The organism is Gardnerella sp. KA00390 (assembly GCF_049244075.1).
In the GTDB taxonomy this organism is placed as follows: domain Bacteria; phylum Actinomycetota; class Actinomycetes; order Actinomycetales; family Bifidobacteriaceae; genus Bifidobacterium; species Bifidobacterium vaginale.
Map to the genome: position 1 here is coordinate 1,594,021 of NZ_CP058372.1, position 15,216 is coordinate 1,609,236.

Below are 15,216 nucleotides of genomic sequence, written 5' to 3' on the forward strand. Positions count from 1 at the left end.
TACATTTTTATGCGAGGTCAAAAAATGAATATTCACATGGCATAATATATGTTAGGGGGTTCTCCATGAATCTGAATGATTATTTATTGAACAAGCATCTGCTGCTTGTTGACGATGAGCAGGAACTTCTAGATATGGTTGTGTCCATATTAAACGAATACGGTTTTTATAATATAACGACTGCAAAAAGTATAAAAGATGCCGTAGAAGCAACACAAAAATTACGTCCAGAATTAGCAATCCTTGATGTTATGCTCCCCGACGGTAATGGGTTTGAACTAATGAAGCAGATAAAACAATATAGTGATTGTCCTATTTTATTCCTTACTGCTTGCGGTGAAGATGAAGATAAGTTTAAGGGATTTGACTTAGGAGCAGACGATTATATTGTAAAGCCGTTTCTTCCAAAAGAGCTAACGTTTCGCATTATGGCAATTTTAAGACGAAGCTACAAGAGCGAAAATCCCATTGTTAAACTGAAAAATAGTCAGATTGATTTTTCTTCTGCAGAAGTAATAAAAAATAACGAACATATTCCACTTACAGCCAAAGAACACGATTTGCTTTCTGCTTTATATAGAAATGCGGGACGTATCGTAACAATTGACGCGTTATGTGAAGCTGCATGGGGTGATAATCCTTTTGGATATGAAAATTCTTTAATGGCGCATATACGTCGTATCAGAGAAAAAATAGAACTCAATCCATCGCAGCCTGTTTCATTGGTAACAGTAAAAGGTTTAGGATACAAGCTGATTGTGGAGTAAAGCAGAATGAAAAGCATACCAAAACTAATACAACGCTTTATAAGTATTTTTCTACTAAGCACTGTGCTCATAGTATTAATGAATATTATTGCGTTTGTTGTACTTATAGGGAGTTACGCACCCGATAAAGAGATGTCTCCCTATAACATAGCAAAAGAGACGGGAGAAGCATTACAATTATCCGCAAGTGGGGATTATGTATTATCAAAAAATATGTCTTCCAAATTGACAAATTCTGGCGCATGGGCAATTTTGATTGATAATAATACGTTAAGAGTCGTATGGAAAACAAAAGACGTTCCTGCAACTATTCCAAACGATTATACTTTGTCTGATGTAGCTAATTTGAGCATTGGCTACATTGATGGTTATCCAACTTACACTGGTGATAATAAGAATGGAGTTGTCGTAGTCGGATTTCCGCACAAAAGCTTTTGGAAACATACGCAACCAAGTTGGAACTACAGTTTAATCTCAAATTTTCCACAGATTGTTTTAAGCGTATTCTTCATCAACATTTTGCTTATTCTTGGAATTTATTTAATAGCTAATATAAAACTACTAAAATCAATTAATCCGATTACAAAAGGGATACAACGTTTATCTAGTGGAGAAAGCGTGCATATTCCAGAAACAGGAGCACTTTCAGAAATTTCATCTAACATAAATTCTGCTTCCGATATTTTGCAAATACAAAAAGAACAATTGAGAAAAAAGGAGACTGCAAGAGCGAATTGGATAGCTGGAGTTTCGCATGATATTCGTACTCCGTTATCTATGGTTATGGGATATGCGGGACAGTTAGAAAATTCTCTCCATATTTCGCAAGAAGATCGTAAAAAAGCGACGATGATTATTAAGCAAAGTGCAAGAATGAAGAATTTGATTAATGACCTTAATTTGGCTTCAAAACTTGAATATAATATGCAACCCATTATGAAAAAAGAAGAAAATATTGTTGCTGTTGTTAGGCAAGTTGTTGTGGATTTTATGAATATGGGTATGCAAGATGAGTTTTCGATTAAGTGGGAAACAGATGCTAAATTGACTGTTTGCAATATTAATGTAGACAAAGATTTATTAAAACGAGCAATATCTAATCTTATTCAGAACAGCATATCTCATAATGAAAATGGGTGTACGATTTATGTATCCGTTGCTGCAAATAATAACAATTGTATTATTTGCGTTGAGGATAATGGTATAGGTGCTTCAGATGAAAAAATCGAAAAGCTTAATCATGCACCGCACTATATGATTTGCGATACAAGTACTGTAGAGCAACGGCATGGTTTGGGTCTGCTAATTGTTCAACAGATTATTAGCTCTCATAACGGAACGGTTGATATAAGCAGAAGCAAACATGGTGGGCTTAAGGTTGAGTTAACAGTGCCAAGTAAAAAATTTGGGTTATAGGTCTTTTGGCCTATAACCCAAATATCCAGTACTTATTAGTTGTCTTTTTTGTACACTACCAGAAATAATTAAGCCGCTATCTCTAAGATGTCGCATTAAAGAATCAACTGTTTTATAAGATTACACACAATCTCCTTCTCTGCAATTTTTTACTTTACAGTAAAATTTATTTTACAATTTTACTATACACGTTTGAAAGTGGAAGCTGATTGCAACGCTACCGTATTGTTTGCGTCTAGCTTCGATTCTTGCAAGCAAGCTAGCTCGCATAGTCATTATTGGGCATTAGTTGGAATTATTCAGCATTACTCAGCATCACTCCGCAAAAAAGTGCGCTGGGAAGGCGCGTGTTTTGCGAAGCGCATGCTTTGTCAGCATTACAGCAAACTCAGCACTGGTGGTTTGCACGATTTTTTGCAAATTGTTTTCTTGCGATACAAACAACGCAGTTGCGAGCGCATCAGCGTAAGCAGTTGGAAAATCGCAAGTTTTGCTAGGCACATACGCCCAACTTGCGCATAAATCGCAAGCAGGAATGCCATCAAGCGCATTAATCAAGTGAGTCGCAATTAAATTAGACTCAAAGCCACTTGCATCTTTGCCTAAATAACTTGTGTCTTTTACTTTCCAACGCCTTCTTGCGCTAGACGACGCACACAACGCTCCGCTTGCGATTGATGCCACTGCAACTGCTTGAGTTGTGTCAAACGGATTTTCCAGAGCCACTTTTATTTGATTATTCTCTTCGCTAAAACAAGCGCGCATATCTCCGCCAGCGTTAACCAAAAAATCAAAATCGGCACGCGAATCGCTATTCGAAGGCGAATCGCCACTAAGCTCCTCTTTAATAATCTGTGTTACAAGATCTACAAAATAGCCCTTTCCAGCTGCACCAAAATCAAGCTGCACTGGCTGATTGGTGCGAAGCGTTGCGCTGCCGCAATCTCGCGAAATATTCCCCCACGTAACTGGCAAAGCGCGGCGGTAGTTAGACCAACTGTCACTATCATCACTCGCGCTAGCTGCCGACTTTGGAACGAATTGCACAGAATTGTTGTAGCCAAGTGCAAGCAAATCCGCGCCAATACACGCGTCGAAAGCGCCGTGCGTAGCAGCGTAAAACTCACTATAAAGCGTAAAAAGTGGCCCAGCCCATTCTGGAAACTCAAAATCGCCGCCATCATCCGCACAAGCCATGCGCGAAACAAGCGAATCTGCACGAAAGCGCGAAAGAGTGTGCTCATACTCTTCAACAAAAGCGCGAATCCGCTTCTGCACGTGCTGTGGAATCGGCTTGCTGCTAGAGATAATAATCCCCGTTCCAAGAGCACGCTCAATCGCCATTACGTTCCTAAACATCGCTTGCCTCACTCCCAATATCAAACACTCTATCAATCATCAAAAACCACAACAATATCCCCCAAAAGCCACAAAATAGCAAAATGTCGTCATAGTTTACAGAAAGCCATGTTCTATACCTACATTTTGGCAAAATAAAGGCATAGCGTACAAAAAATACTCATCTATACCGACATCTTGGGAAAAATACTGTATCAACAACTATATTAAGATTGATGGTAAAGTCAGCATAAATCACAAATCCTCACTTATATGCATGCCAGATCGCAATTATCTTTAATATTTTCACATCAGCATATTGCCAACGAAAAATATTTACAAAATATATAAATATAATATTTATGTACTTTACCTTGGTAGAATTTGTCTAAAAATTAATCAACTTATTGAATTCTGTCGAATAAGAAAAATTAAAAACAATATTGACATTCGATATAGTAATTGCAAATCATTAAGACTCTTCAGGGAAAAAATCAAATATATTATCATCGCATAAACAAGACTTACTACAACAACCAACATGCTTGCAACATGCCGGTAAAGCTTTTGTATTATTGCAAAAAGATTAATATGCCGACAATGACTTTATTAGCTAAAAATACATTACAACGGTATTCATAATATAAAAATAAACTTACTTTTTGTATTTAGCACTTAATTTATTATTAAATTGTACATATAATTATCCCATATTATTCAGTCATATATGAAAATCGAAAATTAGTCTACTAACTTATGCAGCTAAAGATGATTATCATGCGTGAATGGGAAAATGATGAAAACAGATCAATTAGGCATGACCCACAAAGATCATCAAGCTTTAGACGTTGCAAAGCTTTATTACAATGGATTATCTCAAGCTGAAGTGAGCGAAGTTTTACATGTTTCAAGGCCGAACGTGTCAAAATTATTATCTCATGCTAAAAAACGTGGATTCGTAAAAATTACAGTAGAAGATCCAAGAGAGAAAGACATACATCTTATAGAAACATTAAAAAAATATTTTCAACTTGATGAAGTTAGACTTGTCTCTCCTATAAGAGGACGCGATATAAATCTCCATAAATCATTAGGAAAAGCTGGTTCACAACTCATAGCTAGCCTTCTGAGAGATGGAGATACAATTGGAATATCTTGGTCAAGGACGATCGATTATGTTGCTTCACAAATGCCAGAGATGCATTTTAATAACATACATGTTGTTCAATTGCGCGGAGACATGTCTTTGCCTTCTATGGATCTTTCTATGATGAACGCATTAAAAGCATTCCATATCGCTTTAAATGCCACTATACATACGATTGCTTATCCAATCATTTTTGAATCTGTTGAAGCTAAACAGGCTGTAGAACGTCAAACTGGCATAAGGAATGTGATTTCTCATGCAGAAAAAGCAAGAATTGTCGTCTATAGTGTTGGTTCAAATGAATCTACATCGCCTCTTATGTCTTCTCCACTCATAACAAACAATGAGAAAAAAGAATTAACTGAAAATTCTGTCGGCGATATTTGTTCACATTTCGTAGATAGAAATGGTAGGGTTTGCTTACCAGATTTAAATGCTCGGACTCTTACGATTTCTTTGCCAGAATTACGGCACAAAGAGCAACGCATTTTAATAGCAGGCGGAAATGAAAAATTAGACTCCATTTATGTTGCATTGACTTGTAAATATGCAAATCGATTGGTTATAGATGTACCAACTGCGCACAAACTAGCGTCGATATGTAAAAAGAGTAACAATTCTTAAAAATTGCACATATGTTCTGAAATTTTGTTCAAATACGTCTCCTGAACTACTACACTCTATGCCTAGAGAAACTGAGGTAGTTTCTCTAAAGTCAAAGGAGACAAAATGGAAGAAAAAGCTAAATACATAGATCACACATTGTTAGCTCCCGATGCAACAACAGAACAGGTCATAAAAATCTGCAACGAAGCTAAAAAGTATGGATTCTGCTCAGTATGCATAAGCCCATGCAGAGTTAAACTAGCTTCAGAGCTCCTTAAAGATAGTGACGTGAAAGTTTGCACTGTAATTGGATTCCCTTCTGGAACGCATTGTACAGAAGTCAAAAAGTTTGAAACAGAACTTGCAATCAAAGAAGGTGCAAATGAAATCGACATGGTTATTAATATAGGAGCCGCGAAAGAAGGCGACTGGGGATATGTAACCAAGGACATTGAGGCAGTTGTAGAAGGTGCAAATCGCCAAGCTATTGTTAAAGTCATCCTTGAAGTGTGTCTATTAACAGATGAAGAAATAGTAAAGGCCAGCAAATGCGCACAAGAAGCTGGCGCTGATTTTGTTAAAACTTCAACAGGCTTCTCTACTGGAGGAGCGACAGTACACGCTGTTAAACTTATGCGAAAAACTGTTGGACCAGATATGGGCGTTAAAGCTGCTGGGGGAATTCATACATCAAAAGAGATGAACGAAATGATTGAAGCTGGCGCCAACAGGATCGGAGCCTCTGCTGGAGTGAAACTTCTCTCAGGAGAAGAATCATGATTACACAGCAGTCAGATTTAGCAAATGAAGAAACATTTGCTACTAATAACACTTGGGGAATTATAAAAGATAAAACCATACAACTAAAAGATGGATATCTAAATAAAACTCCTATTTTTCAATACATGCTATTATCGATATGCTTCCCAATGTGGGGAATCGCAGCAAGTCTTAATGATGTATTAATCACTCAATTTAAGTCGGTGTTTTCACTGTCCGATTTTGCATCAGCATTTGTACAATCAGCATTCTACGGGGGGTATTTCTTAATCGCTATACCTGCGTCTAGAGTAATTCGGCATTCTAGCTACAAGGTTGGCATACTGATAGGTCTTACCGTATACATAATTGGATGCTCATTGTTCTTCCCAGCATCCACTATGGCAACATATTCTGTGTTCTTAGTGTCTTTATTTGCAATAGCAGTAGGTTTGTCATTCTTAGAGACATCATGCAACACATATTCATCGATGATTGGAGAAAAACGACTTTCCACTTTGAGATTAAACATTTCTCAAACTTTCTACCCTCTAGGGTCTATCGCTGGTATTCTGCTAGGAAAGTATTTAATCTTCACAGAAGGTGAATCTTTACATAATCAAATGGCAAAAATGAGTGTGGCAGAGAGCCAAAAGTTTGCCAGGGAAATGTTACAAAGGACTCTACATCCATATAGGGTTATCATTTTAATCCTGTTAGTAATGCTAATTATTATTGCTATAACACAATTCCCATCTTGCAAACCTACACACACTGATGAGGATGCAAAAGATAATGCATCAATAGTGGAAACACTACGCTATCTAATAAAAAATTCTAGGTTTAGAATCGGCATTCTAACACAATTCTTGTATGTAGGAATGCAGACGGCTGTTTGGTCGTTCACTATTAGACTTGCTCTCAATATAAATCATGGTTTAAATGAACGCACCGCAGCAAACTTCATGATCTTTTCATTCATTGGATTCTTCGCAGGAAAGTTTATTGCAAACTTACTTATGACGAAGATAAATCAAGATCTTGTGCTTATTGGATACTCAGCATGCGGATTTATTGCATTAGTGTATGTAATACTTGTTCCAAATATGACTGCCGTATATGCAGCAGTGTTAGTATCAGCACTATTTGGACCATGTTGGGCAACTATTTACTCGCGTACTCTGGATTCCATAGAAGACAAACGTTTCACAGAGACTGGCGGCGCGGTAATTGTTATGTCAATAATCGGTGGAGCAATTGTTCCCGCAATACAAGGACTTGTATCTGATCACACTGGCTCTATGCAAATCTCATTCATAGTTGATTTAGTCTGCTTTGCAGCGGTATTCATCTATTTCTACTTAACCTACAAAAAATCTAAAAAAGAAAGCTGAATGTCATGTCAGAATTTAATATTAATCTTTTCGAATCACAATTCACTGAATCAGTAAAAGAAATATTACACAATAATGAATGGTCTGTTACCACGAAACAATATCCTCAAGGTATTGCATCCTTGACAATACATAATTCTAGAGGATATGTTGAAGTGCTCCCATTCATGGGACAGATTATTTGGGATGCAAATTTTGATGGTAAAAGTTTGAGAATGGATAACATGTTCTCAAAACCTAAACCAGCAAACCAAATTGTTAACACATACGGGTGCTTTGCATTCCATTCTGGACTTTTAGCTGCAGGGTGCCCTTCTCCGGAAGATACGCATCCTTTACACGGTGAATTCCCATGCTCGCATATGGATAATGCAAAATTAATTGTTACCGAGACATCTATAACAATTGAATCTTCCTACGAATACTTACAGGGCTTTGGTGATCACTATGTTGCAAAACCTTCAGTAACTTTACACGAAGGTTCTTCAATGTTTGATATTCATTTAGAAGTAACCAATAAGTCGCTATATGCGTCAATGCCACTACAGTACATGTGCCACATGAACTATGCATTTGTAAAGGACGCTAAAATAACACAAAACTTTGGCAATGACACATTCAAGTTACGAACATCTATTCCTGCTCACGTAAAGCCAACTCCAAGATGGACACAACTTAATGAAGACATACTAAGTGGTAAAAAAGATGCTAATTCATTAGTAGGAGCAGAAGAATTTGATCCAGAAATTGTCTACTTTGCGGATGGAGTAAACAAAATTACGGACAATGCAATTATTGATATGGTTGCTCCAGACGGTACTACATTCGAAACACAATTCTCCACGCAAGAATTCCCTGTTGTGACCAGATGGATTCTTTACAATGCAGATCAAAAAGTTGCAGCTTTTGCTCTGCCTGGAACATCTAGGCCAGAAGGGCGCGAAGCTGCTAGGAAAGCTGGCACATTGATTCAATTAAATCCTGGCGAAACAAAGAAATTCACTGTTCATACTGGAATTAAGGAGAAGTAACAATGGAAATTGCAGTAGTTGGATCAAATATGGTTGATTTGATTTCTTACATAAACCGTATGCCAACAGATGGAGAAACAGTAGAAGCCCCAGACTTTCACATGGGTTGTGGAGGAAAAGGTGCTAATCAAGCTGTAGCAGCATCTAGAATGGGCTCAAAAGTATTGATGGTAACAAGGGTTGGTAACGATGTTTTCGCGGAAAACACAATTAACAATTTTGAGAAAAATGGTATTGACTCTAAATTCGTAATGAGAACAGACGCTACATCTGGAGTAGCCCCAATCTTTGTAGATCCACAATCGCGAAACTCAATAATTATTGTCAAAGGAGCAAACGCAAAACTTAAGCCAAATGATGTGGAAAAAGCTCGCAGTGAAATCTCAAAATGCAAACTGATAGTTCTACAGTTAGAGATTCCTCTAGAAACTGTATATGCAACAATAAAAATGGGTGCGGAATTGGGTGTACCAGTCCTGCTGAATCCAGCTCCAGCAGATCCAGCTTTATCACTAGAGAATATTCGCAATTGCGAATTTATTGTGCCTAACGAAAGCGAGCTTTCTCTCCTTACTGGAATGCCTGTTGACACTAGTGAAGATATCACTAATGCAGCTAGAATGCTATTACAATCTGGCATTCCTAATGTAATTGTTACATTAGGAAGCAAAGGAGCCCTATTGGTAAATAGCGAAGGCGAAAAGATGTTTAAAGCTGATGCACAATCCGCGCAAAATGCAGTTGACACAACTGGCGCTGGCGATGCGTTCATTGGATGTTTCAGCCATACATGGGTAAAGACCCATGACATAGAAGCATCTATAAAAGCAGCCAACATATATGCTGGAGATGCTGTAACCAAACGAGGTACACAGTTATCTTATGCTACGGCAGAAGAAGTTGGATTGGAATAGTTTATTATAAACTCAATATACACTAATTAAGCGTATAGAATAAAAGTTGGGTTGATTATACTCTATAGCTATCAACCCAACTTTTTGTGTTATACAATGGAAAATTGCTATTGTATCTTCCCAGACCAAAATTAGGGTTAATTGATTAATTTGCCTTCTCATACATCTAATAATCAAACAAAAAAGAATGTAAACAACAAAAATGTAGTCAAAAATAATATCAGTTTATTAATGCGTGCTCACGCAAACGCGCAATCAGTGTAGCAATGGCATACAAGCTATATAAAGCTTTTAGAACAATCCCAGACTTTTGGCTCAACCTTCAACGCGACTACGATATTCTGCGATTTGACGAATCCAGCATGGGTAACATCACGCCAATCGTTTCAGCGTAACATGATTTACGCGCTTTAATGCCAAGCAAATCTAATTTCGCAAATTTGAAAATTTTTTAATTTTGCGAAATGAAACAAACATCGCTTGCCTCACGCAAACATTTCATTCGCTTTTTTAGAAAGCTCATACCGAAGAGGGCGTTCGCCAATAGAATCAACCATTTCAAGCTCAATCAAACCGTTAAGCGCGCTCACAATCTTTCTCTCACCAATCTTCTCATCAATTGCATTGCCAACGTATTCGCTTAGTTGCTTGCGAGTCATCGGAGTTGGATTATACGAAAAAAGCTTATTTTGCAACAAAATAGACAGAGCCTCACGCTGCACTTTAGAAATTTCTTCCTCTGGGAAAAGCTCACGCAGCTTACCCATACAGTAAATAATGTGCTTTAATTGCACACTAATATTCTCAAACACTTCGCCCTGTGCTTTTACAATATATTCCAACATTGTGCAACAAAACATAGTTAAATCATTGCAATTAAATAGTTCCTGAGCTTTAGAAAAAGCAGCATAGTATCCAGACTTTTCTGCATAAATTATAGAACTTAAGCTCAAAATTGTTGGCATCGAAAGCTGCTCATGCAATTGCAAAGCAAGCAAAAACCGCCCAGTTCTGCCGTTTCCATCATAAAATGGATGCACGCTCTCAAAAGCATAGTGGCACATGCACGCCTTAATAAGCGTTGGAACGTCACTACTATTCATCAAATGCAACATCTGCGTTAAATGCTTTTGAATTTCCACTTCCGTTGCATCTCCATCATGTACTACATTATTTGCACCATCGCGAATACTTACTTTTCCACTCCTAAAAATCTCACCATCTGGAATATTATTTGCTTCTAATTCGCCCTGCATAATACTGTCGTAGATTTTTCGTATAGCTTGCAAGGTTTGTGGAATCGAAGTGTCACATTCATTTGAATCCGCAAGCTCGAGAAAAAGCTTAGTAAATTCACTAAAACGCGTATGCTTATTCTGCTCGTTTGCAGCATCAAGTGCTTTGGAAAGCTCTTTTCTAGTGCTGTGAACACCTTCAATAATGTTGGTATTTTGCACTTCTTTTGCAATAAGTTGCATTAAATACTCGCGCTGAGCAAACCGCGACAACTCGTTCCACGCTTTTTCAACCGCTTTTTCAGTATTCGCAATATAATTCATGCACGTTACAAGATCCGTTACACACATTGCAAAAATCTCATGCGCATCAAATATGATTCCAGAACGATAGGTTGCAGGATTATCAATGCGCAATCGATATTCTTCTTCCGCAATATCACAAGGTTTTGCATTACTTTTAGACATTGCAACTATTGTGCGTATTGTTTTGTAATCCATAATGCGACTCCATTTACGTTATTGCGTTTACATTATTGAGGATTTTGCAGTAATGTCTTGCAATATTTTGCTTGCGATATCTTGCTTGCGATATCTTTACCTATACGCAAATAACGCATTTATCACAAAATGATTGCATAGCTAATGTAAAAATATATTCTATACATACATTTTGGCAAAATGAAGGCATAGCACGCAAAAAATACTCATCTATACCTACATTTTCGCAAAAAAGCGCTATAGTACGCAGAATATATTAGCCTATAACAACATTTTTGCAAAAACGCACTATAGAAATATTGATAGCATCAGCAACATCACCGTCCACTAGTCAAGCAACAGTAACGCTTGACGTTAGTAACGCAATACATTACCATAGTTTTATGGAAACCAGAGAAAAGGAACTTAATGATTACCTATACGGCGGCTCGTACCCAAAAGGTTATCCCACTGGATTAGAAAAAATCCTAAAAAGAAAGTTGCAAATACTAAAAGCTGCATACGATTTGCAAGATCTTAAAGCACCGCCAGGAAATCAGCTTGAACCACTCAAAGGCAATCTACTTGGATACTGGAGCATCAGAGTAAATAAACAATACAGACTAATTTTCAAATGGAACGATAATACGAAAGAAGCTTACGATGTCTACTTCGACGACTACCACAGATAACTATTTGAGCACTCCAGGCGAAATCTTGCGCGAAGAATTTATGGAACCTCTTAAAATAAGCTCATACAAGCTTGCTCACACTATCGGCACATCGCAAACAGCTATTGGAGAAATTTTAAACGGCAAACGCTCAATCAGTGTAACAATGGCATACAAGCTATCTAAAGCTTTTAGAACAACCCCAGACTTTTGGCTCAACCTTCAACGAGACTACGACATTTTGCGATTTGACGAATCCAGCATAGGCAACATCACACCACTTGTTTCGGCGTAGAATGATTTACACGCTTTAAACCAAGCAAAATCAATTTCGCAAAACAGAGCAAATATCATTTCGCAAATTTGAAAATTTTTTAATTTTGCGAAGTGAGATTATATTCATAAAAGCTTAAGAACCCAATAAACAGAACGCAATCGAAAAGTGCAAAAGAGAAGGGCCTTCGCGCGCGAACGCAAACAAGCGAATGCGAGCGAAAGCCCTTAAAACTACGAAACCTTAAGCACTATCTCCTACTTAAGCAACCAATCAACAATGTTTTCAACGCGAATGCCATCGTAGTCATCATCTAAAGCCTTACTAAAAGTAATAACCAGTTTCTCGTAATTATTCTGAATCTTACGAAGCGGCTTTAACTCTCGCTCGCGCACAGACTCATCCATCATGCTTTCAGTTACTTGAATATAAAGCTTTTCGGAAGCAGAAGTCGCAACAAAATCCACCTTTTACAAGTTTAAGTTATTCATAACCTAAACTTTTATTTTTCGTAAGTTTAGGTTATTGATAACTCAAACTTTGTATTTTTAGAAGTTCAAGTTGTGCGCTATACCAAATACCACTTTCAAAAGTGAAAAAATATTACAGTTTTGAAAGTGAAAATGATATAATACTTTCAAAAGTGAAATAAAATTAAAGTTTTGAAAGTAAAAACACGAATCTACTTTCAAAAGTGAAAAATACTACGATTCTGAAGGCGAAAGGCGATTGAAATGAAACTAATCGAGAGAACAGATTATCTAAATCGCCTAAAGCGACTTAAAGGCACACCAGATATAAAAATCATCACTGGCATTCGACGCAGCGGAAAATCTGAGTTGCTGCGTGCTTACCGCACATATTTAGAAAACACCTACAGCAATCAAAGTAGCAAACTTTATGCGTCAGCAAAGCATGCGCAACTCCCAAACGCACTACAGCAACAAGATAACTCAAACAACCACGAACTTAACATAATCAACATTGACTTTAATAACCTAAATTATGAAAATCTGAAAAATTACAAAAGCCTTTTTGAATACGTTGAAAGCCGTTATATACCAGGCGCTTACAACGTTCTTATGATTGACGAAGTGCAATTGTGCCCAAAATTTGAGCTTGCAATTAATAGCCTTCACAATAGCAATAAATACGATATTTACTTAACGGGATCCAACGCATTCTTACTTAGCTCGGATCTTGCAACACTGTTTAGTGGGAGATTTGTTGAAATACCAGTATTTCCGTTTAGTTTTGCAGAATATTGCGAATACTTTGAAATAACAAGCAACTTTAACGATGCTCTGCAAAAGTATTTACAACAGGGCGGACTCGCAGGCTCATATGTTTACGCCAACCAAGACGATGCAAAAGCGTACATAAAAAACGTGTATACAACTCTTGTTAAACGCGATTTAGTAGACAAATACGCAATATCAGAAGTGTCACTTCTTGACTCAATATGCGAATTTTTAATGGATAATATTGCAAATCTCACAACCGCAAACAATGTAAGCTCAATACTTAAGCAGAATCAGATTGAAACAACTCACATAACTGTTGGCAATTATCTAAAATATTTATGCAATGCATTCATGTTTTATAAAGTAAAACGCTACGATATTCGCGGTAAAAAATACTTAGAAACAAACGAAAAATACTATTTAGCAGATACTGCACTTCGATACGCAATTTTGGGAACTCGCAACATGGATTACGGAATAGCTTACGAAAATATTGTAGCACTTGAGCTTATGCGAAGAGGATACACAATCTATGTTGGCAAACTTTACCAAAAAGAAGTAGATTTTGTGGCAGTAAATGCGAGCAAAAAGCTTTATATTCAGGTTTCAGACAATATTAGTGACGACGCAACGTTGGAGCGCGAACTTTCGCCACTAAAAGCAATAAAAGACGCTTATCCTAAAATTCTGCTTGCAAACACTCGCCACGATTCTTACGACATTGAAGGAATCCGCGTAATAGACATAGCACGATGGCTACTTAGCGCAAACTGAGAAAAACATAAAAAGGGTTTGTTAGAAGTAATCTAACAAACCCTTAAAACCAGAAGGAAGAATCCCGTCCCTAGCGGGAAACAACCAACCAGTAACAAGCATCAAGCACAATCAAACAGCAACCCAAACTCCACATGGTAAGAAAAGGAAATTTTCGGCAAACCACACGAAACCCAAGCCACTATTTGAAAGCTCGTGATACGCGCGAAGCAAAACAACACGCGTATCACACGCTCAACGCAAGCCTTTTTAACTTAGTGACGCATCTTGCGAACAGCAGCACCCATACCAGCAAGCATAGAAGCAGCCAAAGCAGTCAAAGCAACACCAACACCAGCATTACCAAGCTTCTCGCCAGACTTACCATGACCCTTAGCACCCTTAGCAGCAAGCTCACCCTTAGCAGCAGCCTTATCAGCAGTCTTCACATGAACACCAGGAACAACAGGCTTTGTTTCAGGCTTGGATGGAGTATTCTTATCATCCTTCTTAGGAGTTACTTTCTTGCTCTCAAGCTTAGCTAAAGCAGCTTCATCATCAGCAAGCTTCTTCTTAGCAGCATCAACAGCAGCCTCAGCCTTATTAGCAGCAGCCACAAGAGCATCAACTTGAGCCTGGGTAACTGCGTCTGCCTTAACTAATTGGTTCAACTTACCATCTTTGCCAAGAACAAGAACATGAGTTGCTTGGCTTGAATCTGCAGGAACAACACCATCAACAGTAACTGTTGCTGTATTAGTGTTAGCATTAGCGTAAGCAGAGCTTACCTTATCATTCCAGTCCTCAGCAGCTTTGATTTCCTGCTTATCCTGCTCGATAGTAGCCTTAAGAACAGAAGCATCAGTACCATCAGAAACCTCAGCAAAACCATTATTCTGGTTATACATTGGTATTAGAGACTCAGCCATTGCTGGGGTTGCCATTGCGAAGCCAGCAAGCAAAGTAGCGCCAGCAGCGAAAGCGGCGATAGCCTTCTTATTCATCATTTTAATTTCCTTTCTTCTTCTCCTCTGCGTTAGGGGCGCAGAGAAAAATTTGCTCCACAATCCACAACACGTGAATAGTGGTTTAAACACCAGCCAAAACTAGGAGCAGCTGGCGTTTGCTTATTAACATACCCCCCCCCCGTTTAAAAAAGTCAAGAGGCAACCACACAAAACAAACAG

General features: G+C 37.9%; 14 protein-coding genes. 10 read left to right on the forward strand and 4 right to left on the reverse strand.

What is annotated here, in order from left to right; all coding sequences use genetic code 11:
* The first annotated feature begins 65 nt into the window (after positions 1 to 65).
* Both HXT53_RS06305 and HXT53_RS06310 read left to right on the forward strand, forming a co-directional pair.
* Positions 66 to 767, forward strand: coding sequence for a response regulator transcription factor (locus tag HXT53_RS06305; protein WP_004114219.1), 702 nt, complete (start codon positions 66 to 68; stop codon positions 765 to 767).
* A 6-nt stretch (positions 768 to 773) separates the two neighbouring features.
* A complete protein-coding gene (locus HXT53_RS06310) occupies positions 774 to 2,183 on the forward strand; it encodes a sensor histidine kinase (protein WP_020760678.1) in 1,410 nt (469 codons plus the stop codon).
* Between the two features lie 315 nt (positions 2,184 to 2,498).
* Here the strand turns inward: HXT53_RS06310 and HXT53_RS06315 are convergent, their stop codons facing one another.
* Entirely contained in the window at positions 2,499 to 3,527 is a 1,029-nt protein-coding gene (locus HXT53_RS06315; RefSeq protein WP_180979815.1) for an FAD:protein FMN transferase, read from the reverse strand.
* 787 nt (positions 3,528 to 4,314) lie between these two features.
* Between HXT53_RS06315 and HXT53_RS06320 the strand changes: the two genes are divergently transcribed.
* The 5 genes from HXT53_RS06320 to rbsK all read left to right on the forward strand — a co-directional run bounded on the left by HXT53_RS06320 (position 4,315) and on the right by rbsK (position 9,372).
* A complete protein-coding gene (locus HXT53_RS06320) occupies positions 4,315 to 5,292 on the forward strand; it encodes a sugar-binding transcriptional regulator (RefSeq protein ID WP_020760656.1) in 978 nt (325 codons plus the stop codon).
* A 105-nt stretch (positions 5,293 to 5,397) separates the two neighbouring features.
* Positions 5,398 to 6,054 (forward strand): deoxyribose-phosphate aldolase, encoded by a 657-nt coding sequence (gene deoC, locus HXT53_RS06325; RefSeq protein ID WP_004116226.1) that lies wholly within the window; start codon positions 5,398 to 5,400, stop codon positions 6,052 to 6,054.
* The gene (fucP, locus tag HXT53_RS06330) at positions 6,051 to 7,427 is read left to right on the forward strand and encodes an L-fucose:H+ symporter permease (RefSeq protein ID WP_004116227.1); all 1,377 of its coding nucleotides are present in this window, start codon (positions 6,051 to 6,053) and stop codon (positions 7,425 to 7,427) included. Before deoC ends, fucP begins: the two co-directional genes overlap by 4 nt.
* A 5-nt stretch (positions 7,428 to 7,432) precedes the next feature.
* Positions 7,433 to 8,458 carry an aldose 1-epimerase family protein gene (locus HXT53_RS06335; protein WP_004116228.1) on the forward strand — a complete coding sequence of 342 codons (1,026 nt, stop codon included), beginning with the start codon at positions 7,433 to 7,435 and terminating at the stop codon, positions 8,456 to 8,458.
* A gap of 2 nt (positions 8,459 to 8,460) precedes the next feature.
* A complete protein-coding gene (gene rbsK / locus HXT53_RS06340) occupies positions 8,461 to 9,372 on the forward strand; it encodes a ribokinase (protein WP_004573673.1) in 912 nt (303 codons plus the stop codon).
* Between the two features lie 485 nt (positions 9,373 to 9,857).
* Here rbsK and HXT53_RS06345 read toward each other — a convergent pair whose 3' ends face one another.
* A complete protein-coding gene (locus tag HXT53_RS06345; protein WP_004573672.1) occupies positions 9,858 to 11,108 on the reverse strand; it encodes a Fic family protein in 1,251 nt (416 codons plus the stop codon).
* A 383-nt stretch (positions 11,109 to 11,491) separates the two neighbouring features.
* On the opposite strand from HXT53_RS06345, the gene HXT53_RS06350 reads away from it, so the two are divergent.
* A complete protein-coding gene (locus tag HXT53_RS06350) occupies positions 11,492 to 11,779 on the forward strand; it encodes a type II toxin-antitoxin system RelE/ParE family toxin (RefSeq protein ID WP_004116232.1) in 288 nt (95 codons plus the stop codon).
* The gene (locus HXT53_RS06355; protein ID WP_004116234.1) at positions 11,751 to 12,053 is read left to right on the forward strand and encodes a HigA family addiction module antitoxin; all 303 of its coding nucleotides are present in this window, start codon (positions 11,751 to 11,753) and stop codon (positions 12,051 to 12,053) included. The genes HXT53_RS06350 and HXT53_RS06355 overlap by 29 nt, the downstream gene beginning before the upstream one ends.
* Positions 12,054 to 12,289: 236 nt before the next feature.
* Here the strand turns inward: HXT53_RS06355 and HXT53_RS06360 are convergent, their stop codons facing one another.
* The gene (locus tag HXT53_RS06360) at positions 12,290 to 12,499 is read right to left on the reverse strand and encodes an ATP-binding protein (RefSeq protein ID WP_004116236.1); all 210 of its coding nucleotides are present in this window, start codon (positions 12,497 to 12,499) and stop codon (positions 12,290 to 12,292) included.
* Positions 12,500 to 12,766: 267 nt separating this feature from the next.
* Here HXT53_RS06360 and HXT53_RS06365 point away from each other — a divergent pair, with 267 nt between their 5' ends.
* Positions 12,767 to 14,050: an ATP-binding protein gene (locus HXT53_RS06365; RefSeq protein WP_174142953.1), complete on the forward strand. Its 1,284-nt coding sequence runs from the start codon at positions 12,767 to 12,769 to the stop codon at positions 14,048 to 14,050.
* Positions 14,051 to 14,304: 254 nt separating this feature from the next.
* Here the strand turns inward: HXT53_RS06365 and HXT53_RS06370 are convergent, their stop codons facing one another.
* Positions 14,305 to 15,036 (reverse strand): hypothetical protein, encoded by a 732-nt coding sequence (locus HXT53_RS06370; RefSeq protein WP_101887743.1) that lies wholly within the window; start codon positions 15,034 to 15,036, stop codon positions 14,305 to 14,307.
* Between the last annotated feature and the right edge of the window lie 180 nt (positions 15,037 to 15,216).